Origin of the sequence: Methylocystis parvus OBBP (assembly GCF_027571405.1) — a bacterium.
GTDB classification, from domain to species: Bacteria; Pseudomonadota; Alphaproteobacteria; order Rhizobiales; family Beijerinckiaceae; genus Methylocystis; species Methylocystis parva.
The window spans coordinates 1159721-1186501 of sequence record NZ_CP092968.1; the positions used below are offsets into that span (position 1 = coordinate 1159721).

The window sequence follows — 26781 nt, forward strand, 5'->3', positions numbered from 1 at the left end:
TATGAGGGACGCTCAATATTCTCCGCTGCCGACGAGCGGATGAATGCCGCTGCTGGCGCTGCTGCTTCCCTTGCTTTCCTTGCTTTTCTTCGCCTGCTGCTGCTTTGGCGCGCCGCCGCGCTTGGCGACCTGCTGGAAAAGATCCGTCTTCGACAGAAAAAGCGCGCCGGGCGCCGCGCTCGGCAGCGCCGAGGCGGCAGGCGCGCCAATGGCGCAGAAAAGCATCGCGGCGAGCAAATAACGCATCTCTTCACTCCCTTGGGGCCGAGACGCCTCGGCTCGTTCAAACATGGGAGAGGCTAGCACAATCCGCCGCCATTGCGAGTCCGCGCCCGCAAGCCGCCGCAGCGCTAGAAATGCGATTCCGCTTCCTCTTCTTCCGCGGGAATCTCGTGCTTCATGATGAGCGGCGCCTGGGCGATGGCGAAGAGGATCGTGAGCGGCAGAATGCCGAAGACCTTGAAATTCACCCAGGCGTCGGTCGTGAGAACGCGGCGCATGACTTCGTTCAAACCAGCCAGAAAAAAGAAGAACAGCCCCCAGCGCCAGGTGAGCTTGCGCCAGCCGGCGTCGTCTATGTGAATGGCCATGTCGAAGACGATCGGCAGCAGCAGCTTGCCGAAATAGAGCGCGCCGATCAGCGCCGCGCCGAACATGGAATAAAGGATCGTGACCTTCAGCTTGATGAAGGTTTCGTTCTGAAGAAAAATCGTCAGGCCGCCAAAGACCAGCACCAGAACCGCGGTGACGATCGGCATGGCCGGCAGATGTTTGGTGATGGCCCAGGATACGCCAAGGGTCAGGAGCACGCCCGCCATCAGCACGCCGGTGGCGTAGAAAATCCCGAACTTGCCGTTCACGACGAAGAAGACAATGAGCGGCCCGAGCTCGAGCGCAATTTTCAGCCAGGGGTCCAGTTTCTTCTTTTTCGCCGCCGGCGGCTCCAAGGGCTTCGTCCGGGTCGTCGGTTCCTGCGTCATTTCTCTAGCTTTCCGGCGCCGGCTCCGGCGCGTCGATTTCTGCGTCCAGGCCGGCGATCGCGCGGGCGAAATCGCGGGCGGTAAAAGGCTCCAGATCGTCCTGTCCCTCGCCGACGCCGATGAAGTGGATCGGCAGGCCGTATGCTTCCGCTATGGCGACGAGAATGCCGCCGCGGGCGGTGCCGTCGAGCTTGGTCATCACGAGACCGGTCACGCCGGCGACGCGGCCGAAAATCTCGACCTGCTGCAGCGCGTTCTGGCCGACCGTGGCGTCGAGCACCAGCAGAACGGCGTGGGGCGCCTCGGGCTCCGCCTTCTTCATGACGCGGACGATCTTTTCAAGCTCCGCCATGAGTTCGGCGCGGTTCTGCAGGCGGCCGGCCGTGTCCATCAGCAGAATGTCGGCGCCCGTCTCCCGCGCACGATTGATGGCGTCGAAGGCGAGTCCGGCCGCGTCAGCGCCCTCCTTGCCTGCGACGACTTCGGAATCGAAGCGCGAACCCCAGATCTTGAGCTGCTCCACGGCGGCGGCGCGGAAAGTGTCGCCCGCCGCGAGAATGACCTTCTTGCCCTCGCCCGTCCATTTGGAGGCGAGCTTGGCGATGGTGGTGGTCTTGCCGGAGCCGTTCACGCCGACGACGAGAATGATGAAGGGCTTCTTCGTCTCGTCGATCTCAAAGGGCCGCGCGACGGGATCGAGCACAGCCTCGACTTCGCTGGCGAGGATGGCGCGCACCTCTTCCGGCGCGATGTCCTTGTCGTAGCGCGCTTTGCCGACGGCCTGGGTGATGCGCGACGACGCGCCGACGCCAAGGTCGGCGCGCAGCAGCACGTCCTCGAGTTCATCGAGAGTGAGCGCATCGAGCTTGCGCTTGGTGAAAATGTCGGCGACGCCCTGGCTGATCGCCTGCGAGGTCCTTGCGAGCCCGCCCGTCAGCCGCTGCCACCAGGAGCGCTGCGGCGCCTCGGCCTCTTGCGCGTCCTGGGCGGGCGCCGGCGGCGGCGCCTCGGGCTCCGACCCGCCTTTGCCGAAGAGGCGGGCGAACATGCCGCGCTTTTTTGACCCGTCGTCCGTGCTCATGCGACCCCCGATAGGTCAATTTGCCTACACTACTCGCGACTAAAGGGCTAGCGCGGTCGGAAAAGTTCGCTTCGCTCCGGCGAATCGTACGACAAAAGTAGGGGTGGCTTGAACTAAATATCAGTCAAGCCAAGCTTTTCCCGGTTCGACGGCGGCCTAGACTAATATAGCGGGATCGCGTTGCGGCGACGTGCTTGTCGCATGATCCCGACGGGGCGGGCGTCGGCGCCCGCCCGCCTTGCGGCGGCCGCCGACTGCCCTCGACGCGACAATTCCACCTGCCTCACCAACGCAGCACAGCCCCGCCCCAGGTCATGCCCGCGCCGATCGCCATCATGGCGATGACGTCGCCTTTCTTGAGCCTGCCGGCGCGATTGGCCTCGTCGAGCGAGATTGGCATGGAGGCGCTCGAGGTGTTGCCGTAGCGGTCGATATTGATCCAGCATTTCTCGCGCGGCACGCCGAGATTATCGAGGGCGGATTCGATGATCCGCTGATTGGCCTGATGGCAGATCACATGGTCGACGTCGGCGGCGGAAAGCCCTGCTTTCGCCAGCGTCTCCGCCACAACCTCGGGCAGAAGGCGGACGGCGACCTTATAGACCTCCCGGCCGCGCATCTTGATCTTCCCATTGGTCCCCGCCGCGAGTTCGGAGGAGATGGGGATGCGGCTGCCGCCGCCGGGAATATTCAGAATGCCGGTCAGGGTACCGTCGGTGCGCAAGGTCGCGGCGAGCACGCCGTGCCCCTCCTCTTCGGTCGCGCCGAGCAGGATGGCGCCCGCCGCGTCGCCGAAGAGCACGCAGGTCTCGCGGTTGGTCCAGTCCACGACCCGGCTCAGCGTCTCAGCCCCGATCACCAGCGCCTTCCGCACCATGCCGGACCGGATGAACTGCTCGGCCATCACGAGGCCGTAGAGCGAGCCGGCGCAGGCGGCGCCGATGTCGAAGGCGAAAGCGTTGGGCGCGCCGATCTTGGCCTGGACATAGGAGGCGCAGGAGGGCGTGGGCGTGTCGCCGGTGACCGTGCAGACGACGATCATGCCGACATCGTCGCCGGAGACGCCCGCCATTTCCAGCGCCTTGCGCCCGGCGGCGGCCGCGAGGTCCGAGGTCGCCTCGTGGTCGGCGGCGATATGGCGCTCTTTGATGCCGGTGCGGCTGACGATCCACTCGCCATTGGTGGCGACCATTTTCTCGAGATCGGCGTTGGTGAGCACGCGCTCGGGCGCATAGGAACCGGTTCCGAGAACAATGGCGTTCGGCAAGGCGGGGATCTTTCTGAAAGGGCCGGCGTCGGCTGGTCGTTAACGAGCCCCGGGCGCGATCAATGCGCGGCGGGCTCCGGCGCAGCTATTCATAGTGTCGCGGGCCGGAAGCGCAAACCGTTTTTTGACATGCATATAAGTCAATGTTTTACAATGATTCACGCGACAATGTCGGCCCGGGCCGTCTGCCCGCGCCTGACATTTGAGCGCGCGAATCCGCGACTTTGAAACCTTTTGTTAAAGGGCTGGCAACTATTAACGAGGGGCGGCGTCGCCGTCGCGCTTCCTGCTCTTTTCAATTTCGTGCGCCCGCCGCGCGTCGCTCCCCCGCGCGCATGTTGGAGTATTGAGTTCATGATCCACACCCTCGTCCTCGCCATCGTCGCCATCTACGCCGTCGTCGGCGCCCTCACCGCCTGAGTCTTCCCGCCCCGATTGCCTTCGGCCTCGCGCCATGGCAATCGGGCGCAATGCAGGAAGACCAGAAGCCGGCCGCCGCCCCGCGCGTTTCCTTCGTTTCGCTCGGCTGTCCCAAGGCGCTCGTCGACAGCGAGCGCATCGTCACCCGCCTCCGGGCGGAGGGCTATGAACTGGCGCGGCGCCATGAAGGCGCCGACGTCGTCGTGGTGAACACATGCGGCTTTCTCGACAGCGCCAAGGCCGAGTCGCTCGAAGCCATCGGCGCGGCGCTGGCCGAAAACGGCAAGGTCATCGTCACCGGCTGCATGGGCGCGGAGCCCGAAGCCATTACCGAACGCTTCCCGGGCGTTCTCGCCGTCACCGGCCCGCAGCAATATGAAAGCGTCGTCGACGCCGTGCATCGCGCCGTCGCGCCCGCGCACGATCCGTTCCTCGACCTCGTGCCCGAACAGGGCGTGAAACTCACGCCGCGTCACTACGCCTATCTGAAAATCTCGGAAGGCTGCGACAATAGCTGCTCCTTCTGCATCATCCCGCATCTGCGCGGCCCGCTCGTCTCGCGCCCCGCCGCCGAGGTTCTGCGCGAGGCGGAGAAGCTGACCCGCGCCGGGGTGAAGGAACTGCTCGTCATCTCGCAGGATACGAGCGCCTATGGCCGCGATCTGCGCTATGCCGAGAGCATGTTCGGCGATCGCGCCGTGCGCGCGCGTTTCCTCGATCTCGTGCGGGAGCTGGGCGAATTCGGCGCCTGGGTGCGGCTGCATTACGTCTACCCCTACCCCCATGTCGACGAGGCCATCGCGCTGATGGCCGAGGGCAAGATCCTTCCCTATCTCGACATTCCGTTCCAGCACGCCGCCCCCGACGTGCTGAAGGCCATGAAGCGCCCGGCGAATGAGGAAAAGACGCTGGCGCGCATCAAGGACTGGCGCGCCGCCTGCCCCGATCTGACGCTGCGCTCCACCTTCATCGTCGGCTTTCCCGGCGAGACGGAGGAGGATTTCGAGACTCTGCTGCAATGGCTGGACGAAGCGGAAATCAATCGGGCCGGCGCCTTCAAATATGAGCCCGTCGCCGGCGCGCCGGCCAATGATCTCGGTCTCGCATCCGTGCCCGACGAGGTGAAGGAGAGCCGCTGGAAACGCTTCATGGAGAAGCAGCAACAGGTCAGCGCCCGGCTCATGAAACGCAAGATCGGCAAGCGTCTTCAGGTCATCATCGACGCACCCGGGGGCGGCCCTTCCGGCGCGCTCGCCAAGGGCCGCACAAAGGCCGACGCGCCGGAGATCGATGGCGCGGCCTTTGTCGAATGCCGCCGGCCGCTGCGGGCGGGCGACATCGTGTCGATCAAGGTCGAGCGCGCCGACGCCTATGACGTCTTTGGCGTGTCGGCCTGAATTCTCAAATACGCGCTTTGATTTGGGTCGAGCGTTGAACCTGCGGACCGCCTTCGAAGCCCTGCCGCGAGACTTCGCCGTCGGGCGGAGGTCCCCAGCCTTCACGGAAGCTTTCAGGAACGGCGCAGGCCGCCGGCAAGGTCGCCAATTGCTCCCGCCGGCTTTGGCCGCTCTTTGGCGAGAAACGCCCCTGCGGTCGAATGGCCGCGCGCCTATCTGTCGCTGAGGCGGCTTGAAGATCGTCTATGGCGCGGCCGGGCGGTCTGCCCCATATTGGGGCCGAGGAAATGCGCAGGAGCAGAAGAATGACCGAAGAACCAAGAGATAAGGGCCAACAGAATAAGAAGCCCGGCCAGAACCAGCCGCCGGTGCTGCTCATTCCCAAGAGCTTCTTCTACATCGTCGGCGCGATCGTCGTCGGCTCCTTTCTGCTGACGCTCTTCGTTCGAAACCCCTATACGCAGTCGGTGCATGAGGGCGGCAATTTCTACGAAAACGTGACCGACAATTCGATGCTGATGTGGGTTGCGATCTTCATCGGCATCCCGGCGAGCTTTTGGGCCTATCGGCGCTGGATCATCCCGCTTTTCGACCGGAAGTGACCGGTCCGGCCGGCGCTAGGGACGGCCAGCTTTGCGGCGCAGCGCCGTCGAGGAAGACGGATCGCGCGGCCCGTGCAGATAGACGAAAGCCGGCGGCCGCGCCGACGCCAGGAGCGGCGCGGCCTGTTCGTTGAGGCGCGCCGCGGGAAATCGCAGCGCGGCCTTGGCGCAGGCCGCGCGAAGCGTCGCGCCCGGCCGGTCGATGACGGCGATCGGCGTCGTGCGCAGGATCTCCTCCCATCGTCGCCAGCGGTGGAACTGGAGAAGATTGTCCGCGCCCATGATCCAGACGAAGCGGACTCCTGGACAGCGTCTGTGCAGAAAGCGCAGCGTATCGGCCGTATAGCGCGCGCCGATCTGCGCCTCGACATTCGTAACGACGATGCGCGGATCGCGCGCCACCTCGCGCGCCGCCGCCATGCGCGCCGCGAGCGAGGGGAGTCCGCTCGTGTTCTTCAACGGATTGCCGGGTGAGACGAGCCACCAGACCCGATCGAGCCGCAAGCGCGTCAGCGCCAGATGCGAGGCGAGCGCATGGCCCTCATGCGGCGGATCGAAAGAGCCGCCGAAGAGCCCGATGCGCATGCCGAAGGCGAAAGACGGGAGTCGGACGATCGCTTGGCTCACGGATTTCTATCTACCAGCCCGCTCGTTCCCGCGCGACGCGGTCCGCCAGACGCCGCAGCGAATGACAGCCCGGTCACCCCCTCACCTGCCCCTCGCCATAAACGCGATAATTGAAAGAGGTGAGCTGCTCCACGCCCACCGGACCGCGGGCGTGCATGCGCCCCGTCGCGATGCCGATCTCGGCGCCGAAGCCGAATTCGCCGCCATCCGCGAATTGCGTCGAGGCGTTGTGCAGCACGATGGCGGAATCGACCTCGTTCATGAAGCGCCGCGCAACCGCATCGTCGCCGGTGAGGATGCAGTCGGTGTGATGCGAGCCATAGGTTTCGATATGCTCGATCGCCGCCTCGAGCCCGTCCACGACTTTCGCGGCGATGATGGCGTCGAGATATTCGGCGCGCCAATCTTCTTCCGTCGCCGGCTTGGCGCGCGCGTCGGCGGCTTGCGTCGCCGCGTCGCCGCGCACTTCGCAGCCCGAATCGATCAGCAGCGCGACGAGCGGCGCGAGATGCGTCGCTGCGCAGGCCTTGTCGACGAGCAGCGTCTCGGCCGCGCCGCAAATGCCGGTGCGGCGCATCTTGGCGTCGAGCAGCACGCGCTTCGCCATCTCCAGATCGGCGTCCTTGTGCACATAGACATGCACGACGCCTTCGAGATGCGCAAAGACCGGCACGCGCGCCTCGTGCTGTACGCGCGCGACGAGGCTCTTGCCGCCGCGCGGCACGATGACGTCAATATTGCCGTCGAGCCCCGCGAGCATGGCGCCCACCGCCGCGCGGTCGGCCGTGTCGACCAGCGAAATCGCGGCCTCGGGCAAACCCGCCGCTATCAGCCCGGCGACAAGACAGGCATGGATGATCCGGGATGAGCGCAGACTCTCCGAGCCGCCGCGCAGAATGACGGCGTTGCCGGCCTTGAGACACAGCGCGCCGGCGTCGGCCGTCACATTGGGGCGGCTCTCATAGATCACCCCGATGACGCCGAGCGGCGTCGAGACGCGCTCGATGACGAGTCCGTTCGGCCGTTCGAAGCGCGCGAGAAGCCGCCCGACCGGGTCCGGCAAGTCGGCGATCTCCTCGACGCCCCGCGCGATCGCCTCCACACGGCCGGGATCGAGCGTCAGCCGGTCGATAAACGAGCCCGCGGTTCCGCGGGATTTGGCGTCCGCGACGTCGAGCGCATTGGCGGCGAGAATGGCCCCGCACTGACGCCGGATCTCCGCGGCCGCGGCGCGCAGCGCCTCGTCCTTCGCCGCCCCTGGAGCAAGCGCGACGGCGCGGGCCGCCTTGCGGGCGGCGCGCCCGAGGGCGGAAAGCTCTTCCTCCAGCGTTTCAGCCTTGGGCGCTTCCTTCGCGAGCGTCTGCGTCATGGTCCTCGATCCAAAATAAGCCGCCCGATCGCTATCACGCCGAAAAGAAGCGCGAAAGGCGCCCATTCCGCCCTTGCCGAGACGGTCACGCCGGTCTATAGAGCGCTTCCCCGCTCCCTTCGTCTAGCGGTCTAGGACGTCGCCCTCTCACGGCGAAAACAGGGGTTCGAGTCCCCTAGGGAGCGCCATATAAATCAATAAGTTAGGATCAAATGGCGCGCCCAACAGGCCTGCGTGCCCAACTGCTGCCCAATATACGTCGCCGGACAGGGACGAACGAACGCGGTCCCCGTTGAAGCGAACAGGGGTAATGGGCACAGGTTCTTGCTCGTTCTTGTGGCTTCTGCCCGCCTCTACTTCCTGTCCCACGCTCCGTATGCTCTTGTTCGTGGGCCTCCATTTTCGCCGCCCGCCTGATTCGAGCCCCAATTCATGCAGACGATCCTTCCCGCGCTGATCGACTATGTGTCGGAGACGCGGCGTCTCGATTCCCTACCGTCTTCGACGGAGCCCACCTTCTATCCGGCGATCAACAACCTGATTGCGGCCGTCCAACAGGAGCGGCTCCTTCCCTTCGAGGTTCGCGTCAACACGTCCGAGGCAAATGGCAAGGCCCGCCACGCGAAAGACCAGCTCACTGAAGACTCGAAAGCAGTGAAGCCGCTCCTCGACGACTACCGGCAGGCGCTCGGCCTTTCTTGGCCGTATCAAACAAGGAACGGCGATTCATGCCGACCTTTGACGTGTCCGATCGTTAAGCCAAATATCGATGCCGATGCCTAATACAAATCTAGTTCGTCCAAGCCGTGACGGCGATCAGTTTCACTATCTTTGGGCAGCCCGACGCTGCCTGAAGTTACTCTCCGCTGACAGCGGCCTAGTCGCCGTGAGCATCGAAGGTCCGTCCCCGAGTGAGCAGCCGGGCGCCGGGCCGGTCGAAGCTGGTGAGGAGCTGATTGACGTTGCAGAGTATTTCGAAAGCGAGGATATCGGGCAAGCGCGCTTGGTGCGTTACATGCAGCTCAAGCACTCGACGCTGCATGCAAATGATCCGTGGACGGCAAGTGGGCTAGAAAAAACCATTAAGGGTTTTGCGAGGCGATACGCGGAACTGCAAAAGGCGCACGCTCAGGTGGGCTTGGCGAAAAAGCTGGAGTTTTGTTTTGTCACGAACAGACCTATCAGCACGAATGTTGTCGAGACTGTCGCCGATGCTGCGGCCGACGCGATCACGCGTCATCCGGATGAGCTGAAGAAACTGCAAAAATTTACCGGACTTGCGGGAAGTGAGCTTGCGGCATTCTGCAAGCTACTCCGCTTCGAAGATCGCCAGGACGGGTATTGGCATCAACGCAACATCCTGTTTCAGGAAGTTAGTGGCTATCTGCCTGATGCTGATGTTGATGCACCAACGCAATTGAAAGAGCTTGTGACGCGCCGAGCACTTTCCGAAGGCGAACAGAACCCCACGATAACGAAGACCGATGTACTACGCGCGCTGAAGACCGACGAAATCCATTTGTTCCCCGCCAAGTGCCTCATCGAGGACATTCGTGACGCCGTTCCGCGCGAGCAGGAACTCGAACTCATCGGTCAAATCGTCGGCGCGACAGGTCCGGTTATCGTCCACGCTTCAGGTGGCGTTGGCAAATCGGTCTTTGCAACGCGGATCGGCAGAAGCCTTCCTGAGGGCTCAGTCTGCGTTCTCTACGACTGTTTTGGCAACGGTCAGTACCGAAGTGCGGTTGGCTACCGCCATAGGTATAAGGACGCATTGGTTCAAATTGCAAATGAGCTGGCCACAAAAAGCCTCTGCCATCCCTTAATCCAGACGACAAACGCCGATGCAGCGGCGTATGTGCGAGCGTTTGTTCACCGCCTGGGCCAAGCAGTGAAAATCTTGCGTTCGGCCAACCCGAACGCCCTCTTATGTATAGTTGTGGATGCGGCAGATAACGCGCAGATGGCCGCGGAGGAGATTGGCGAGGCCCGGTCTTTCGCGCGCGACCTCATTCGCGCGAGCATTCCTGAAGGTGCCCGCCTTGTCTTTCTGTGCCGCTCACATCGTCAACACCTTCTTGATCCGCCGACCGAAGCGATGCCAATTGAGTTACGCCCGTTTAGCCGCAATGAGACATCAGCTTTTTTGCGGAAAACATTTCCCGATGCGAATGAGCGCGACATCGACGAATTACACCGCCTAAGCTCACACAACCCGCGCGTCCAGGCCTTGGCTTTGTCGCGGGGGTTGCCGCTGCAAGAAACATTGCGGCTGCTCGGACCCAATCCTACAAGCGTAGAAGACACGATTGCGAACCTATTGCATGACGCCATTGCGAAGCTCAAAGACGCTTCCGGGCCGATTGAAAAGGAACGCGTTGAGAAAATCTGCACGGGGCTGGCGGCCCTGAGGCCATTAATTCCGATACCCATCCTCTCGGCGATGTCGGGAGTGGAGCAAGAAGCGATCAAGAGCTTTGCCTACGATATTGGCCGACCTCTTCTTGTGGCGGGCGAGACCATTCAGTTCTTGGATGAGCCTGCCGAAACGTGGTTCCGCGACAAATTCAAACCTACGGCACACGGAATGGCGGGCTTCATCATCAGCCTGAAGCCGCTGGCAACCAGAAGCGCGTATGTAGCTTCCATGCTGCCCCAACTGATGCTGCAAGCCGGGCAATTCTCCGAACTAGTCGAATTGGCTCTGTCTTCGGCGGCGCTCCCGGAAGGAAGTCCGCTTGAAAAGCGCGGTGTCGAATTGCAGCGCCTGCAATTCGCGTTGAAAGCGGGCCTTCGATCGCAGCGCTACCTTGAAGCGGCGAAGCTTGCCTTGAAAGCGGGCGGCGAGACGGCGGGTGACGAACGGCAGCGCACGTTGCTTCAAGAAAATACCGACCTCGCTTCGGATTTTCTTGAACTCGACCTCATTCAGGAAATTGTTTCCCGCCGGACGTTTGGCTCTGGATGGGTCGGCTCTCATCACGCATACGAGGCAGCGCTTCTTTCTGGACGAAAGGAGTTAGTGGGAGATGCACGCAGCCGTTTGCGCATGGCCCACGAATGGCTGCAAAACTGGGCGCGTTTGACGCCCGAAGAACGCAAAAAAGAAGAAATTTCGGATGAGGACATCGTTGAGCTTACCCTTGCGCACTTAAACATTCACGGCCCAGCGGATGCGGCGGAGAGCCTAAGGGGCTGGAAACCACGAGAAGTCTCGTATCGGGTCGGTCGACCTGTAATCCGGCGCCTGATTGATCATGGACGTTGGTCAGATGTCGACGAACTCACGCGCACTTCCGGAAATAATCTTTGCTTGGTCCTTGCCGTCGCCGCCGAATTGCGGGATGTGCATAAAACACCTCCGAACGAAGTGACGGAACAAGCATTTCGCCAACTTTTGAAGCACCGTATCAAACTTAGCAATCGCAACGGATGGGATGACAATGAGGCCGCACTCGATGCTGTGACGGCTGTTGTTGAAGCAACATTGAAAAAGAGCCTGTGCACGCAGAGCGACGCGGCAGTGTTACTCGCGCGGTATTTGCCTGCTGAGCCACCCCGAGGACTTGCATCGCGATTTTCAAAGGCTCGCTTTCCCCTTCTGCGCGCCTACTGCTTGCGGGCTGCCCTCGAAGGAAAACCAATCGAGTTGATTGATGTTGCTTATGCCGAGCTGAAAAAAGAGATTGAAAAGAAGAACAAGCATACAACGTCTCGCGATCTTCAAGAGTTCCAGGAGGATATCGGCGCGCTGCTCCCATGGCACAAACTTTGGGCGTCGGTCTTGCTTGGACACGTGAAGAAGGAAGACGTTACGAATGAAATAGAGAAGACGTCCGAAGCGTCCGCGAATGCTGAGCGGGTTCGATACCGCGAAGAGTCTCACACCTCGAATGAGATTGCCCTTCTTTGGATGGACATTCTGCATGAGTCCGAAACTACGGATGAGGCGGCGCTGGCGTCATTCAATCAATGGAAGAATCGGCTCAAGCGGCCATTGTTTACTCCAACACTCAACGCGCTTTGTCGGCTCTGCGCGCAACGGGATGAAACCAAGCCTGCTGCGCTGGCCTATGCAACAGAATCCTACACGCTAACCAAAGACGAGCGCTCAAACGCTGAAAGCAAATCCGAAGGATATCTTGAGGTTGCCCGCGCCATCCTCACGACGAGCAAAGCGGATGCAAAAGCCTACTTCAACGAGGCCGTAGAGGTTGCGGGAAAAATCGGTGACGAAAATCTCGCCCGATGGGATGCCATCCTTGATCTTGCCGATCGCGCCTCACGCGTTGATCGGCCAGCTCCGAAAACCGCATATCAGTTCGCGCGTTGCGCAGAGCTGACCTACGACTACGTCGTGCGCGACAAGCACTTCGCATGGAATGATACGGTTGTTGCCCTGTGCGGATTGTGTCCGTCTTCCGCCGTCGCCATTTTGAGCCGATGGCGGGACCGCGGATTTGGTTGGCATGAGAGGCTATTGCCAATTGCTATCGGCAATTTGATCGAACGAAACATCATTGACCCTCGCGATGCGCTGCCGCTGATCGGGTTCCGTGCGCAATGGGACTATCACGAGCTACTTGGGGCGGCACTGGCCCGATCGAAAAACGCGGAAGAGAGGGCTTTGGCGAGCCGCATTTTGTATCGCTATGCACAGTTCTCGGTCTTCGCTTCATCAAACCTAAAGAGTCTTCAACACGTCGCAACGAAGCATGGCGTGACGTTGGAACGCTTGGCGGACGCAATTGTATCGTCTGAGCGAAAGGAAGTAGCGCACAAAAAGGAGGCTGCCCGCTACGAACAGCCGTTGTCGGCTGCTGAAGAGAGCAAGCGTTCCCCATGGAATGATATTTTTGCAACCAAAGACTTGGCGACGGCGGACGGTCTTTCTCAAGCCTACCTCACGTTCAAACGAACTGAGCGGCCATGGGGTCGTGAAGATTTCTTCACTGAGGCAATGCGGCGTGTCCCGGTGGGATCAGAAGCTGGCTTTATTGAAGCCGTCGCAGGTACGCCTGAGTTCAGCCTGTACAGCTTCAGAACCTTTTTGGAGCGAGTGCCGGAGAGTTGGAAGGGACGCCCGGCTATTTCTCATGCGCTAGCGAATGCCCTGAAGGTTCTTTGCCGTCGCTATTGCATGGAGGTGAGGAAAAGCCGCTATTACGAGGTCTTTCCATTCGAATTGGCGTGTTCATTGGCGGGCGTAAGCCAAGCCGAAATTGTCGATGTCGTGTTGGCAGCAACCGGCGAAACACCCGACCTCGTCGAGACTAGCCGGCTGTTTTCTCTCGTCGGACTTCTCGCGATTAAATTAACGCACGATGAAGCGTTGGAAGCCCTGACGTACGGACTGAATCTGTTTAATTCGGTCTTGGAAGACAAGGATGGGGACGGGCCGTGGAAAGATGCATTTTCGCCAACCGGCGACATTCGTGAAGCTGTTGCTGGCTATGTCTGGTCTGCATTGGCTGCACCGGAAGCCGTGCTTCGCTGGGAAGCGGCTCATGCCGTTCTAGAACTTTGTCGCTTTGACAGGCAGGATGTCGTTGGTCATTTGATGAAGATGGCCGCCAGTAAGAGCGGTGGCCCGTTTGTTGATGCAAGATTGCCGTTTTATACGCTGCATGCGTTTCAATGGCTGCTTATCAGTCTGGCGAGAGCAGCGCTGGAAGCCCCAAGTGCCGTGACGCCCTATGCCAAACAGCTTGTCGATTGGGCCCTGAAAGACCAGCCTCACATATTAATTCGGCAATTCGCCGCACGCGCCGCGATTCAGCTTATCGCTAAAGGATATCTGAACGACGAGAATGGGCTTTCGGATCGTCTCAGGGGCGTCAACAAATCGCCGCTAGCTGTCGTCGAGTCAAAAACCTATGAACGCAATATTTCGCGCAAGCACGGTACGAATGCCGAATCTGATGAGGACCGCTTCTATTTTGGGCTAGACATCGGCCCCTATTGGTATGATCCGCTCGGTCGGGTGTTTGCCATGTCCCAAGGCGACATCGAGGCGGAAGCGCTGAAGGTCATACGGAAAGAGTTTGCCTCTAGCGCGAAAGGCCGTTGGGACGAAGACGAACGGGCTCGCCGCAACCTCTACGAAGAGCAACACACCTACCATTCTCACGGTTCATATCCTCGAGCGGACAACCTTCATTTCTATCATGCCTACCATGCGATGATGATCGTCGCGGGGCGTTTGTTGGCGACCATGCCCACACACCGCAATCCAGACTATGGCGAAGACGATGAATTTGCGGACTGGCTTTCGCGCCACGATCTCACGCGCCAGGACAGCCGCTGGCTTTGGGATCGGCGTGATCCTGAACCGCTTGCAAAGGGTACGTGGTTGGACCGCGATAAAGAACATCCGGACCGCCGACTGGTGACGGATGGCGATTTTGACGAAGCACTTCGAGCAGGCGACAGGCTTAACTTGTGGGGCTATTGGACAGAAGCGGACACGAGCCGCGAGCAATCAACGCATATCTACAGTGCCCTCGTTCCGCCGGACAAGTCGGAAGCACTTCTGCGCGCGCTCGCCAGCGCCAAAGATGTAAACGACTATGCGATACCGAGCGCCGACGGCGACATGGAAATCGATGAACCGGGGTTTGAGTTGAAGGGCTGGATATTCGATCACAATGGAGATCGGCGGCTGGACGAAAAAGATCGCTGGGCTGGTGGCGTTTCCTTTCCACCGCCGCGTCCGGCACCGTTTATTGTGGAACGGATGCGACTTGATACCGACGCGGACCTCCGCTTTTGGAAAGATCAAAGCAAAATCTGTGTCATGGAAAGCCAGGTTTGGGGCTACTACGACGAGGCGAAGCGCCATGAAAGCAGCAACCCCAATAGGGGTAGCCGCCTTCAAGTGTCTGCATCTTTTGTAGGTTCAATGCTGGGTGAACTGGATCGCGACCTCATCATTGAGGTGCAGATTGAGCGGCGCCGTCGCTATCAGCCTTATGAAAGCGGTGAAAAAGATGACGACGAGCGAATCAAAACAAGCGCCAAGCTCTACCTCCTCGGCAAAGACGGAAAATTTCGCACCCGCTGACAGCGTATTGGCACTTGGCCGAAAGTTCGTCAAAGAGCTGGGGCTGGAAGAGTCAACCGATACGCTCGGACGTTGGATGGCGCACCATGTCGCCGATCTCATAACGAAAGCTGAGAAGGTGACCGGGGATGAAAAGAGCGCCGCAGAACGCGAATGTTTCGCTGCGATTTTGGCGTTGTGGAAGCACCGTTCGGAATTGCCAAACGGCAAGCGACCCTTCGAAGAGTTAGAACCAATTATGCGCGCGATCGAAAGTCTCGACCCAGAAAACGACATGCCGCGCTACTATCGCGCGGCCCGCCCACCGAAGGGCGAGGCTGCGGAAACATCGGAACAAGAGAAATTGTTGAGCCTAGCAGACGGGCTGGACTATTCGGCCAAGGTCCTCATTGGCTACTGCCTTGCTGAGGCCGCTGGTGCTGCGCTGAACAAATCAAAAGAATGGGTAAAGCTCGCGACGGCAATCGACGGCGATGGCGCACCTGAAATTGTCATCCGTTTCGTCTCGACAGCCGCGGACGTGAACAAAGAGCCTGATCCCAATGAAGGAATCCGCTCGCTTCTCAATGACAAGGTCAAGCGGCTGCGCGGTTTTCTGGGAATTGCCGAATCCCTAGCCAACACTCTTGAGGAGCGCCTTGAGGCCCTGCCTCCTCCTAAAGAAGAATTATTAGATGTGGAGGATTGCGAATAGCGCTTAGAGGCAAGTTCACGCGGCATCTTCGCCCGCGAAGAATGCTAAAGCATCTGAACTTTATAGGTTCGAACTCCAGCACGATTCTACCGGTTTTCTCGCAAACGTAATTGCCGCGGATGGGGAAGAGCGCGAAGATTTGCAATGCACGTTGAAGACCATGTGGCTAACGATAGCCGTCTCCACTATCGATAAGCAAAAGGCCAGAGGACTGGTTCCGGCAATCGACCAACTTGAGACTATGAGTCATCGAGCTCGTCGCGGTCCTCACTCAGGCGCACGGGCTTGAAGCACGATCCCTGAACGCTGCGGATGAGCGCCGCGAGCGGGTCATCCGGCTGAACGCCATGGTTCATCTCAACCCGCTCGCCATATTTTTTCGGCTTGAGCTTGCTCGCGGCCCATTTCCGAACATCGACACGAAGGCGGGACCGCTGCACGTGTTCGCCGTTCAACCTCCAGCCGATGCTCTCGCCGTCCTTGCCGTGAACTTCCATCCAGTCGTTCGAGCCGTCGTCGGCAATGTCGAGCATCTCTTCGACCAACGCATCGGCGCTTTCATTCTTCGCGTGCGCGTATTGATCCCGAAAGTCGGGCTTCTCGCGCAACCAGCGGAAGACGGTCTCCAAGCCCGGCATGTCGTTCGCCTTGCACACCGTGCGGAGTGACTTGCCGCAAGCCAACTCGGCGCAGATGCGCGCCGCAAGCTCCGGCGTGTAGATCGTCGGCCTGCCGATCTTCTTCTTCGTCGCCTTACGCGCGGTCATTGTTCGTCTCCATAATTGCGATCGCCTCTTGCACTTCAAGCACCCTCTTCACGAGACGTTCTTCTTCCGGCGTCAGAGCTGTGAGCGACATAAGCTCGCGGACTATTTCTAACCAAAGGTGCATCTTCATGATGTCCGGCTGCTCGTCGCTCGACCACTTAGAGAATAGGATGACGCGGTTCAGCATGGTGCGCGCGCGCTTCGCCTTTGGCCCGCAGGACCTCAGCCGCCTTGTTCGTCATCGCGACGACCGTCACCTTGCCGAGAGCGTCGGCGAGGTGCGGGATGAGCGCCGTCTTGCCCGTGCCAGCAAGTCCGCGCAGTGCGACGACGCGTTCCGTCTCAAGGAGGCGCAGCACGTCGCACAGGGCGCCTTGCTGATGCGAGGTGAGAGCGGGCGCGGTCATTGCGCGCCTCCCGTCCGATGGTCCGAGCACAACCAGCGAACCCTTTCAGGGTCGCGCAGGCTGAATCCGACGCCAAACGGAGCATAATCAGAGCCACAGACGGCGCACCTACGGAGGGCAACGACCTTGGCCCTTTCTGGCGTTTCTCCCTTACCCCCCGGAAATCGCGTTGTTACTGTTGTTGCTGTTGTTACTTTATTGATATTATTCGGTTTATTCTTACCAAGAATGTTGTTGCCGCGCGTAGTTACCGCCGTTGTTACTGGCTGTTCCGGGCCGGGATGGGGGCGGCGTAGGCCGGCGATGGTCGCTTCGAAGAGGTCAGGCCGCATTGCGCGCCACCTCGTAACCCGAACCCGCGTCGTCGCACAGCGCGTCGTCGCACAGAATGCCCGCGGTCAGAACATAGGCGCGAAGCTTCTGGCCGTTGACGCTGACCAGGCACTGAAACCCACGTCCGTTCGGAACGCGGAGCAGACCCGCGACGGCAAGCGTCCTCGCCACGCGTGTCGGGTCCATTCCAGCGCAGATTTCCGACTTCCAAACCTCTGGCAGCACCCACCACTCGCGGCCATCTTCATGTTCTCTGCGCCAGCCGAGACGGTCGCGAATGAGCGGCGCGTCGTCGTCGCCAACAATGTCCTCGAAACGGCTGTTGCCGTGTTTCTCTATGAAGAGGCGCACACGGCTGATGGCCTCACGGTCCTCTGCCGGGACCACGCCGCCGCGCATCTCGATCCAGTCATTGAAGGCGGTGGCCGCGGCGTCGCTTGCTGCACCTTTCGCCCAGGGGACAATGCCAAGGCTGATGGCAAGCTCGCCTGCCGTGGCGATCAGGGCGAAACGCTGAAGAGCGCGGTCAATCTGCCCATCCACGCCATCCAGAGCATTCGCCGACACGAACTCCCTGATGAACGTATTCACGTCGTCGCGGGTCATATTGGCGGCAATCAGGCGGCGGACGAACTCGGGACCTGCGACGCCGTAGTTGGCGCGCGTCTCGACCGAAAACGCTCGCGCCAGATCGGCCGCACTGCAGAATCCGCCCGTGCTGTCGAAGACGCCAAGCGCGTCGTCCTTAACAGCATGAATATCGAGAAGGCGCACCTCCTGACCGGCCATGGCGCGGCGAAACCTGTCTTCGCCAATCTTCGCAGCGACGGTCAGCTCGCCGGAGCTGATGACCATGACGCGCCAAGTTCGCACTTCGCGCGCATGTCCATCGCGTCCGGCGCGCTGCTTGCCGGACCCATTCGCGATCGCATAGACCGCCGGCGCGAACTCACGCGCGTCAATCTGCCCCAGTTCGTCGAGAACCAATGCCGTGTCGCTCGTGTTGGCGGCGGCCCCTTCCAGGCCGTTCGCGGTTGCTCGCCACTGCTTGATGAATCCGTTCTCGAAGCCGCCGCCCCATACTGATGCGGCGGCGCGCTGTAGCGTCGATTTGCCCTTAGATGACGGACCGACGAAATGAATGCCGCCGCCCGCTTGTCCGGCGAGATACAAGATCGGCCCGGCAAGCGCCGCGCTGATCGCCAGAACAACCATGCGCTGACCGGCTGAAAGGTGACCGACGCCATTCTTCCAGCCGTCGAGCGTCCCCTTGGCCTCGTAACCGGCCCCGCTGTTCGAATTGAAGACGACGGTTTCGCCGCCGTCGGGTCCGATGGATTGTTCCGGCAGAACGAAAACGTCGCGCCCGCCGATGTGATGCCATCCGGTGCGCTCGACCAAGCGGACCCGGTTGTTCGTAAGCACGTCTGAGAGATAGATTGCGAGATACCGCTGGCAGTTGCGCTTAATGTAAAGACCGACGTTACGCAGTTTTTGACACAGAGTGCCGGGATCGCCGTGAGTCTCGGCGTCAGTAACGATCATGGTTTTGATCTTGCGATCCTTGTCGCGCCAGCGGATCAGCTTTCCCCATTCGGCGCCATTCGTGTCGCGGGTAATGCCGACAATCTCGAACGCCTGGCAAACCTTGACGTCTATGACCGTCGCGCTCTCGCCCTTACCCTTCTCGATTTCGATCCAAAGCCCGTCGGCGCGCATCTCGTAGGGCTCATACGAGACGTAACGCGCGCCCGCTTCGACATAGGGCTTCGCCAGAGAGGCGGCGACCTGTTTCAGCTTGGGAAGATCGGCGGCCCATTCCTCGATTGCGTCGGCGGCGTCCCAACCAGGCTTGAAGGACTCGCGCTCGCCGCCGTCGGGCGCTTTGAGCGCTAGCGCCCTGGCGTCGATGACGCGAATCTCGGCCCCAAGATCGAAAAGGATCGCGCCGACATCGGCGGCGTATTTCTGGCCAGCCTCGTCGCCGTCAGGCCAGACGATCACTTTGCGGCCCGCGAGCGGCGACCAGTCAGCTTTATCGGCCGCGCTGGAGCCGTTCGGCGACGTGGTCACGATGTGGTCGTGGAAAACGGCTTGGGCCGCCACAGCCGATTTCTCGCCCTCGGCGATCACGACCGGCTTCGACTGGTCGAAGGCCAGCTTGTCGAGATTGAAGAGCGGGCGCGGCGCGGGAACGCCCTTCCACAGCCAATTGAGAGCGCCGTCCTTGTCGCGCCAGACCGACAGGGGAAGGATGATCTTGCGCCCGTCGCGCAGGTTGAAGCGGTTCACGACGAACAGCAGGTTGCCTTCGGCGTCCTTGTATTCCCAGGAGGCGGCAGGCTTTCCGAGCTTCGGATGGCTGGTTGGCGGGGAAGGAGCATCAGCCGGGACCGGCAGGACTGCCTGGGACGCGCCCTCGGTCGGGCAATCCTCCTCCGGGACGGCGGCGATGGCGGCGGCGATTTCCGCCTCGGTGAGCGGCGCGAACTTGTTCACGAGCGCGCCTCCACATCCAGACCGAGCATTTTGGCGAGCAGGCGGGCGGCTTCGCCCTGGGAGACGCCTTCAAGATAGGCGACGAGCGAAATCACGTCGCCGCCCTTGTCGCCGGTGGCGAAGTCCGCCCACTTGCCGCGACGCATGTTCACGCTGAACGATCCGGTGTTCTTGTCCGCGCGTTTCGGATTGCGGACGACATATTCGCCAGAAGAGACTTTGCCGCCCGGGAGAAGACGGGCAAGGATGGCCGGAAGCGCACACATCGCCGCGCGGTTTATCGCAGCGAAGTCGATACGCGCCGACTTTGCGCCGTTTCCTTTCTGGCGCTTGAATCCGACTTGCGCGTTTTGTGGATTTTCGACACCCATATTCGCGTTCCTGATTGAGTTGTCGCGGTTCCAGTAGCGTTGCGAGGACTGGCGGGGTTGCGGATTGAGATTCGGAAGGCCGGCCGGAAGGTCCCGGCCATTCGTTTTTCAGGCGGCGGGCTGGGCCTGCGGCAGGCTCGCGAGCCAGGCGCGGATGTCATCCGCGAGAACGATCGTGCGGCGGCCTGCCTTGCGCGACTTGAGGCGTCCTGCCCTGATTTCCTCGTAAAGCGCCGTGCGGCCGAGGGAAGTGATGCGAGCGGTTTCTTCGATCGAATACGCCAGTTTGACGAGGAAGGGCGCGCCTCCGCCGAAGGGCGATTGCTGCTCGGGAGGGATGGGAGGCATTTAGGTTTTCCGTTGTTCGCTTATGTCGCCGATTGTCGACGACTAACAACGGACAAACTGCGCGATTCACCTCGGCAATTGAATGCGTAAGCTATTGATAATAAGCATATTTCTGGTGAAACCCGGTAAAATCCGGCAAAATCGGTTGTCGTGACCTCCTTATTTCGACGGCCAAGCGTGGTTGCGCGCCTTCAGGATCGTCATGTCATCTGCCGCCTCGAATTCATTCTTGCCCTGTAGCTTGAAATGTCGGCGCCAGTCTCCGACCGACTTGCCCGGGTCGTGGTCTGATTGGGTGCGCATATACTCACCGATGACAACAGACTTCGTCCGCCTTTGCTTTTTCTCGACTGTGCTTTCGGGCGGAGCAGCGCATGGCGCGATCTCGCCGTTAATTGAGGAACTGTCGCCATCTGCATGATTAAGTTCTTGGCCTGCGGCCGGCCACATTGTTAGCAAGTCGGCCTTCTTCACACAAAGGCGACGCCAAAGAATCTTTGATCGAGTCTCGATCGTATCGCCGTCACCGGTTCGCCAATCTTCTTCATGATCGAGTATCCAGCGGATGACGGGGACATCCGAAAACATGATAGCGTCGGGAACATCGCCGGTGAACTGCGATTCGGCGATGAAACATTGAGCGGGAACCACCATCTGAATGGTATCACTATCATTGGCGCCAAACACCATAATCTTCTCGTTGCACGCCGCTCCAATAAGGTCACTGGCTGCTTTCTCAAGGTAGGCGTCGCCGCAAACCGCACAGAGTTTTGAACGCCCTTTCGTTGCGATCCAGTAGACCGCCGCAGAAATGGAGACATAAACTCGCTCCCAATCACGTGCGAAAAGCTCGCTCCATGCCTGGACGCTTTCTGAAAGGCGCTTGGCTTCACGACGAGCTACGCGATACTCAACGCTCTCGCACCCCAACGAAGCGCATATGGCGTCCACTACGCCGCCTAGCCCGCTATCGCGACGATATTCGCCTTCCATCCGGCGCCAGACGCAGGACCGCAAGCCATCGTCGTCGAGCACGGGCCTTTTACCGCGCTCTATCTGCGCCTGCCGCAGCGCGAGCGCCCATCGTGCAAGGCGTTCCTGCGATGACGGACGCATGTGTTTCAGTCGGGTTTCCGATTTTGTGCTATCGTGACCACACACGGTGAGAAGTCCTCTTTCTCAATGTGACGGCCGGGCGGAGACGTTGCGTCGTCTTGCCTGGCCGTTTTTGGACGGATCGCCTCCATGGCTGGCCTCCAGACGCTGGCCTCCAGGGATCGAAATGTACCCGTTACGCGCTCGGCTCCAACTTGGAACAACACGTGGAACAACGTCTGGAACAACATCTAGAGGGCAGAAAAAAACCTAATAAAATTAATTCGCTAACAACATTAACAACAGTAACAACACGGTTTCTCCTCCCTAAAAGTTTCAGACTCCAGAACCGAGTTTCAGCCCAGTCTTTGTCCTCAGCCTGGAAGGGGGGCGCCAGCCCGTCATCGAGCATCTGGAGCGGACCGACGAAGCCCATTGGAGCGCAGGGAAACGAGCAGACTACCTCGCCTGTCGGCTGGCCGGCCTATCCCCGCGCGTCTCGTTACATCCCCGCCTCAACGGCATGACGCTCGATTTTTCGACAATTCCCAACACCGGCAACGCCGCGCGCACGGTGTCGGCGACGTAGTTCGGGGCCAAATGGGCGTAGTGCTTCTCGGTCATGCGAGTGTCTGCGTGTCCAAGCTGGGCGGCGATGACGCCCATGGGGACCCCGCGCATGGCGAGCGTGCTGGCGTAAGTGTGCCGCAGAATATGGAAGGTCGCGGCCGGCTCGATCTTGGCGCGCTTGCTCGCGGCTTCGAGAGGCCGTTGCTGGTGCGAAGCCGCCCATGGCCGGCCGTCGTCGCGGATAAAGATCGGATCGCGAGCCGCCTTGCCGGCCGTCAACGCCGCGAATAGCTGTCGCCCCTCGTCGGTGAGCGCGACATGGCGGGGTTTCCCGGCCTTGGATTCGCGGACGGTGATCGTCCCAGCCTCGGTGCCGAAATCGCTCGCGCGCATCCGGGTCAGTTCTCCATAGCGGCACCCGGTCAAGAGCGCGGCGCGGACCAAATCGCGAAATGCTCCGTCACATGCGTTCACCAACCGGCGGCACTCGTCCTCGGAAAGGAAGTGGATCACCGCGGCGTCCGCCTCCCGGAAGGGCTTCACCTTCCGCCAAGTGTCGTCGCTCGCGACGCGCGCCTCATGAAACGCATGATTCAACGCAGCTTTCAGGACCGTGAGCGTCCGGTTCGCCGTCGAGCGGCGCGCGCGGACGGCATCAGCGTCGGCCAGATCGACGGCACGGGTCTTTCGCTTCATGGTCATGCGGCTAGCGCGGGCCAGCTTGGGCGCCGTGGCGAGGCCCGCGTGCCAGTCGCGAAGGCGCTTCGTGGTCAACTTCCCAATCTCAACCTCGGCAAGCTCAGGCAGGATGCGGACATTTGCGGCGGCGCGGTCCTTGGCCAGCCCCTTCGAGCCGCGCCGCTCGCGTTCGGCGAAATATGCTTCGAGCGCCTTGGCGACTGTGTAGGGACCGTCGTCGGGCGCGTGGCCGAGGTCTCTTCTCTGTTCCACCTGCCACCATGCGCGGGCGGCGTCCTGGGCGTGCTTGAATGAAAAGAGCGTAACGCCGTCCGCCGCGTCGCCATCGTGGTCATCAGCAATGCCGAGCTTCGTCTCACGGTAACGCCCTTCCCCGATGAAGCGGCGGGCGATCCAGGCGCCACTCGCCTCCTTGTTCCGCCGGTAACCGAGATGCAGGCCGGTTTCGATAACGCGCCAGTAAGGCTTGCGACGCGGCGCCAACCCGCGCCTTGCCTGCCGGGTTTGGAGGTTCGTGTCGCGGACTGTGCGGGCCATGGAAAGCGTCTCCTGACGGCGAAATCAGGCCGTGCCCAACTTGTGCCCAATATCCGTAGCCGGACGCCGGCGAACGGTCAAGAACGTAATTTACGATATATCAATGCACTAAATTCATGCCTAATGTCCGCCGACGACCGCCAAAGGCTGTTATTTCCCCCTCTCACGGCGAAAACAGGGGTTCGAGTCCCCTAGGGAGCGCCAAGCTACGATATTTTGCGACGTTGTACGATGTGGGCTCTATCAAGGCGCCGCAGAGGTGTGATCTCCGTCGCCTTTCTTCTTCGCATGGAAGGCATCTTTCTCAGCGTGGTATTTGATCGCGCGTTCGCCTTTAGCGGTTAAGCGCCATTTCTTGCGGAACGGTTTTATGAACTCATATTTGCTTAATGCGTTGACCGCTTGCTTGTGGAGCTGCTCGTAATTGCCTTCTGTGATTCTGCGGAGCGTGGAAACTGCGGTGTCGGAAAGAAAGTCTGCACCATAGAACTCCATCCAAGGATGCGTGCGCCGATATTCGCACTCATCGTAGTCAGCCTCGCGCTTCAATCGAAAAGCTTTCTCAATCTGGGCGCAACTTTCAGCCCGTCTATAATTTTTAGTCCAGCAATAATGGTCGTTCGATCGAGATCCAATTCCTATGCTCCCGTTCGCCAGCGCCTCTGCTATCGCAATTGTCTTGACTTTCTTGGAAATACCGCAACTGTCGGGTGTATCTCTGCCTCAGGCGATCCGATAAGATAACCTAGCGAAGCGATGCCGCAATATCAGCGATCGATCTGAAGAGGATCAGTGGATCGTCTTTTGAGGGAATGAAACCACGTCGCACCCAGAAGGCAGCAGCTTCGGCGTCAACCGCGTTGACGACCAGGGCGCGGCCTCCAATGAGACTTGCGGCCGTGACACACCGTTGCAATGCATGCTTGAGCAGGCCGGCGCCAACGCCCTTGCCGGTCCAATTCTGGTCCGTTGCAAGTTGTCCCAGGAGCAGGCAGGGGACAGGGTCGGGCGGCTGGCCTGTTCGGACAGATCGCGGCAGCACTGAAGGCACGATTGCCGTTGGCGCGAGACCATAATAACCGATCACGCGATTGGCTTCATGGACGACAAGAACGGCGGTAAAGCCTTTCTCCTGATTGGATAGCGCTCGGGTTTTGAGCCAACGATCAAGTGACGGCTTGCCACAGGAGAACCCCGCGAGATCGTGGGCTACCGTCAATAATTCAGGACCGGAGATCGCCAAGCCTTAGTTCCCGGTCTTTGAACCGCTGGTCTCCCACGGGGCCGCACGCCTGAAGAGTTCAACCATCTCGGGAACCGCGGCGGCGGGCTTCGATAATGCCGCCGTGAAGGCCTGGAACCCCGCAGCGCTCATCCGAATGGGCGCCGTCTCCATCAGCACCTCCTCGGCCGCTCGTACGGCCGCATCACGTACGAAATCGGTGCGTGAACGGCCGCGCAGCGCCGCAGCCCGATCTATGATGGCGATGTCAGCTTCGGGCAGCCGCATCGAAACCGGATGCTCCTTGCGCTCAACAGCTCGGGGCATGAGAAACCTCCATCGCAATAATATAGAGCACTGTAGCGCGTTTTGCAATACGGAACCCGAAGGCAGGGCTTCAACAGGAAAAAATTATAACGCGATTTCAATCACATATGTGTTCGTATCTTTGCCCCGACCGGCGCGTCAAGGAAATCAGTGAGATACGACCTCACTGGCGAAAATCGTCTAATATCCGTCGAATAAACGCTTGCGGACTTAGGCGGCATTTACGCCCACTGTCCTTCCCCTCGCTTCCCATCCCGAGCGCGCGATACCGCGACGAATCCTGCGGAGAACTCCCCGCAACATGGCGCGCCGCCCGCTCCGCGACGATAAGCCCTCTCCATGTGCGGGCGCTTCACATGACGCCGTCCAGATTGCCCACGAAGCGAGCCGAAGAGAACGCCTCCAGAACCTGAAAAATCCTAATCCAGAGAGGGAGTTTTTTGCGCGGCATGCACGAATACTGAACAAATACGCAACTTATAGGAATTGCTTGGTGACGGCGGACATTTGGACGCCACTCTTCGCCGTCCCCATCCCGCTGGTGACATACGCCTGATGCGCGGTCAGATCGCCCTGGCGATAAGCGCGCGCCGACGATGACCTTGTGAAGCAGCTCTCACGGAAGCCACGTCGCGCGCGGGCCGAAAGGATTGTGGCATTCGAGAGACGAGTGGAACCGATTTTCATTGTTGTTCAATGATATAGCTCAGATTTTCTTGCAAAAACCGCCAAGCGGGCGGGACCGCCCCCGTCGCCGGCAAACCAAAGGGCTCCCGTCGTCCGCCGCAGGATAAGCCCGCGACCGCCATGCGTTCATGACTTGGCGACTGAGCCGCATAAGCACAAATGAACATCCTGAGGGCTGCCAATTCCTCAAAGGTGGACCATGCAAAACCCCGGGCGCTGCAGGCAAGTCCTGTTTGTCTCGATTGGAGCGGCGCTTGTCGTTCTGGTCTTTCTCAGCACATGGGCTTTCGTTAGCCGACTCGATTATTAATTGACGAAAATGCCCGCGCGCAGGCCGAGCAGCGCAGCCGCTGGCGGGGCGCCCGCACCTCGATCGTTCCGGGAAACGTCCACCTGTGCAAGCGGTTAGAGCCGTGAGCCCAACCGGAATTATACCGGTAGCGCAATGACTTAGTAAGAAAAAAAGGCTAAATGTTTCTGGATTATGTCGGAGGTTTCAAGGATGTTCACTAAACCGAAATGCCCTCATTGCGAGGTCGAGCTCTCGAAGCTCGACGCTAAGCGAATGGTGGTTGGGGATCAATTCGGTGGCACATTTTGGTATGGCATTGTGGCTACCTGCCCCTACTGCAAGACGGTGATCGGCGTATCAATCGACCCGGCCGATGCATTGCAGAAAGTTGCGGCCGAAATAGCGGAATTGCGAAAGCTGCTGGCCCCTGCGCCGCTCATAGAATAGCGCGCTCTTCGCCCGGACTGCCTAAAAGCAAAAACGTCCTGCCCGCCGGCCGCTGGCGCAGGAGACGTCGCCCGCGCGCATGCCGAGGGCGCGTTGTGCACCCCCTCCCCTGTGGCGCCGCCAATCATTCCACGGAGTGCGGCGGAAACCGCGCGTCACGACGACCTTGTTCGGAGCATTCCAAGCGTTTAACAAACTGAGCCGCTCTTCAAGCTTCGAGCGGCGATTTTATTAATACCGGAGCGAAGTGCAGAAGATGGTACTAAGAATTGACGTTCTGGCCACTCTCACTGCATATTTTTCAATTGCGCCTGCCCTCGCATTGGATTCAAGGGCTTACGCTGGCCTTCTTCGCCTCGACCCGCAAATGCGCCTGGAACAAATTTGTGATCTCGAGGCAATGGAGCGTATCGGAAGAGAAAACAGCCGATTTCGGCCGGATCGCGCAAAAAGCGATGTAATTTCCCATCCGCAACATCTTGGCGACATACTCAAAGCGCCGGGCGCCGCTTTCCGGAGCAATAACAATTGGTATTCGCTTTCATTCATATGCAAGGCTTCGCCAGACCATATGAAGGTATTATCGTTCGAATATAATATTGGCAGCCTGATTCCAGAGTCAAAATTGAGCGACTACGATTTGTGGAGATGAAACTGCGACAGCTTCGAAGTGACAAACG

Annotated in this window: 24 protein-coding genes and 1 tRNA gene; 8 read left to right on the forward strand and 17 right to left on the reverse strand. The window is 60.2% G+C overall.

The window, feature by feature from the left end:
- Positions 1–12: 12 nt before the first annotated feature.
- From MMG94_RS05780 to MMG94_RS05795, 4 genes are all read right to left on the reverse strand, one after another.
- Positions 13–246, reverse strand: a complete 234-nt coding sequence (locus MMG94_RS05780; protein WP_016918133.1) for a hypothetical protein — start codon at positions 244–246, stop codon at positions 13–15.
- Positions 247–350: 104 nt separating this feature from the next.
- On the reverse strand, positions 351–980 hold the full coding sequence (locus tag MMG94_RS05785) for a septation protein A (RefSeq protein WP_016918134.1): 630 nt from the start codon (positions 978–980) through the stop codon (positions 351–353).
- 4 nt (positions 981–984) lie between these two features.
- The gene (gene ftsY / locus MMG94_RS05790) at positions 985–2061 is read right to left on the reverse strand and encodes a signal recognition particle-docking protein FtsY (RefSeq protein ID WP_016918135.1); all 1077 of its coding nucleotides are present in this window, start codon (positions 2059–2061) and stop codon (positions 985–987) included.
- A 283-nt stretch (positions 2062–2344) separates the two neighbouring features.
- Positions 2345–3328, reverse strand: coding sequence for a beta-ketoacyl-ACP synthase III (locus MMG94_RS05795; RefSeq protein ID WP_016918136.1), 984 nt, complete (start codon positions 3326–3328; stop codon positions 2345–2347).
- 470 nt (positions 3329–3798) lie between these two features.
- Between MMG94_RS05795 and rimO the strand changes: the two genes are divergently transcribed.
- Both rimO and MMG94_RS05805 read left to right on the forward strand, forming a co-directional pair.
- On the forward strand, positions 3799–5145 hold the full coding sequence (rimO, locus tag MMG94_RS05800) for a 30S ribosomal protein S12 methylthiotransferase RimO (RefSeq protein WP_016918138.1): 1347 nt from the start codon (positions 3799–3801) through the stop codon (positions 5143–5145).
- Positions 5146–5450: 305 nt separating this feature from the next.
- Positions 5451–5747 carry a hypothetical protein gene (locus MMG94_RS05805; RefSeq protein ID WP_020372388.1) on the forward strand — a complete coding sequence of 99 codons (297 nt, stop codon included), beginning with the start codon at positions 5451–5453 and terminating at the stop codon, positions 5745–5747.
- A 15-nt stretch (positions 5748–5762) separates the two neighbouring features.
- Here MMG94_RS05805 and MMG94_RS05810 read toward each other — a convergent pair whose 3' ends face one another.
- Together MMG94_RS05810 and MMG94_RS05815 are read right to left on the reverse strand one after the other, a co-directional pair.
- On the reverse strand, positions 5763–6332 hold the full coding sequence (locus MMG94_RS05810; protein WP_051001070.1) for a nicotinate-nucleotide adenylyltransferase: 570 nt from the start codon (positions 6330–6332) through the stop codon (positions 5763–5765).
- Positions 6333–6447: 115 nt separating this feature from the next.
- Positions 6448–7743: a glutamate-5-semialdehyde dehydrogenase gene (locus tag MMG94_RS05815; RefSeq protein WP_016918141.1), complete on the reverse strand. Its 1296-nt coding sequence runs from the start codon at positions 7741–7743 to the stop codon at positions 6448–6450.
- A 112-nt stretch (positions 7744–7855) separates the two neighbouring features.
- On the opposite strand from MMG94_RS05815, the gene MMG94_RS05820 reads away from it, so the two are divergent.
- From MMG94_RS05820 to avs3b, 4 genes are all read left to right on the forward strand, one after another.
- Positions 7856–7931, forward strand: a tRNA-Glu gene (locus MMG94_RS05820).
- 244 nt (positions 7932–8175) lie between these two features.
- A complete protein-coding gene (locus MMG94_RS05825; protein WP_016918142.1) occupies positions 8176–8526 on the forward strand; it encodes a hypothetical protein in 351 nt (116 codons plus the stop codon).
- Positions 8519–14806 carry an AVAST type 3 anti-phage nuclease/ATPase Avs3a gene (avs3a, locus tag MMG94_RS05830; protein ID WP_026015995.1) on the forward strand — a complete coding sequence of 2096 codons (6288 nt, stop codon included), beginning with the start codon at positions 8519–8521 and terminating at the stop codon, positions 14804–14806. The genes MMG94_RS05825 and avs3a overlap by 8 nt, the downstream gene beginning before the upstream one ends.
- The gene (avs3b, locus tag MMG94_RS05835; protein WP_157212415.1) at positions 14733–15500 is read left to right on the forward strand and encodes an AVAST type 3 anti-phage protein Avs3b; all 768 of its coding nucleotides are present in this window, start codon (positions 14733–14735) and stop codon (positions 15498–15500) included. The genes avs3a and avs3b overlap by 74 nt, the downstream gene beginning before the upstream one ends.
- 239 nt (positions 15501–15739) lie before the next feature.
- Here the strand turns inward: avs3b and MMG94_RS05840 are convergent, their stop codons facing one another.
- The 11 genes from MMG94_RS05840 to MMG94_RS05890 all read right to left on the reverse strand — a co-directional run bounded on the left by MMG94_RS05840 (position 15740) and on the right by MMG94_RS05890 (position 24675).
- Complete coding sequence (locus MMG94_RS05840) at positions 15740–16267, reverse strand: terminase small subunit-like protein (RefSeq protein ID WP_016918145.1); 528 nt, start codon at positions 16265–16267, stop codon at positions 15740–15742.
- Positions 16254–16454, reverse strand: coding sequence for a hypothetical protein (locus MMG94_RS05845; RefSeq protein ID WP_016918146.1), 201 nt, complete (start codon positions 16452–16454; stop codon positions 16254–16256). Before MMG94_RS05845 ends, MMG94_RS05840 begins: the two co-directional genes overlap by 14 nt.
- Entirely contained in the window at positions 16426–16674 is a 249-nt protein-coding gene (locus MMG94_RS05850; RefSeq protein ID WP_016918147.1) for an AAA family ATPase, read from the reverse strand. Before MMG94_RS05850 ends, MMG94_RS05845 begins: the two co-directional genes overlap by 29 nt.
- A 321-nt stretch (positions 16675–16995) precedes the next feature.
- Positions 16996–19506 (reverse strand): DUF927 domain-containing protein, encoded by a 2511-nt coding sequence (locus tag MMG94_RS05855; RefSeq protein WP_016918148.1) that lies wholly within the window; start codon positions 19504–19506, stop codon positions 16996–16998.
- Entirely contained in the window at positions 19503–19877 is a 375-nt protein-coding gene (locus tag MMG94_RS05860) for a hypothetical protein (protein WP_016918149.1), read from the reverse strand. Before MMG94_RS05860 ends, MMG94_RS05855 begins: the two co-directional genes overlap by 4 nt.
- Before the next feature lie 108 nt (positions 19878–19985).
- The gene (locus MMG94_RS05865) at positions 19986–20225 is read right to left on the reverse strand and encodes a helix-turn-helix domain-containing protein (protein ID WP_016918150.1); all 240 of its coding nucleotides are present in this window, start codon (positions 20223–20225) and stop codon (positions 19986–19988) included.
- A 159-nt stretch (positions 20226–20384) separates the two neighbouring features.
- A complete protein-coding gene (locus MMG94_RS05870) occupies positions 20385–21341 on the reverse strand; it encodes a hypothetical protein (protein ID WP_154419993.1) in 957 nt (318 codons plus the stop codon).
- Positions 21342–21779: 438 nt separating this feature from the next.
- Entirely contained in the window at positions 21780–23126 is a 1347-nt protein-coding gene (locus tag MMG94_RS05875) for a tyrosine-type recombinase/integrase (RefSeq protein ID WP_051001068.1), read from the reverse strand.
- 243 nt (positions 23127–23369) lie between these two features.
- A complete protein-coding gene (locus tag MMG94_RS05880; RefSeq protein WP_016918153.1) occupies positions 23370–23675 on the reverse strand; it encodes a hypothetical protein in 306 nt (101 codons plus the stop codon).
- Positions 23676–23871: 196 nt separating this feature from the next.
- Positions 23872–24369, reverse strand: a complete 498-nt coding sequence (locus MMG94_RS05885; protein WP_081495564.1) for a GNAT family N-acetyltransferase — start codon at positions 24367–24369, stop codon at positions 23872–23874.
- A gap of 3 nt (positions 24370–24372) precedes the next feature.
- Complete coding sequence (locus MMG94_RS05890; RefSeq protein WP_026015997.1) at positions 24373–24675, reverse strand: type II toxin-antitoxin system TacA family antitoxin; 303 nt, start codon at positions 24673–24675, stop codon at positions 24373–24375.
- Positions 24676–25864: 1189 nt separating this feature from the next.
- On the opposite strand from MMG94_RS05890, the gene MMG94_RS05895 reads away from it, so the two are divergent.
- Positions 25865–26101: a hypothetical protein gene (locus MMG94_RS05895; protein WP_040578794.1), complete on the forward strand. Its 237-nt coding sequence runs from the start codon at positions 25865–25867 to the stop codon at positions 26099–26101.
- 256 nt (positions 26102–26357) lie between these two features.
- On the forward strand, positions 26358–26753 hold the full coding sequence (locus tag MMG94_RS05900; protein WP_081495572.1) for a DUF930 domain-containing protein: 396 nt from the start codon (positions 26358–26360) through the stop codon (positions 26751–26753).
- The last annotated feature ends 28 nt before the right edge of the window (positions 26754–26781 follow it).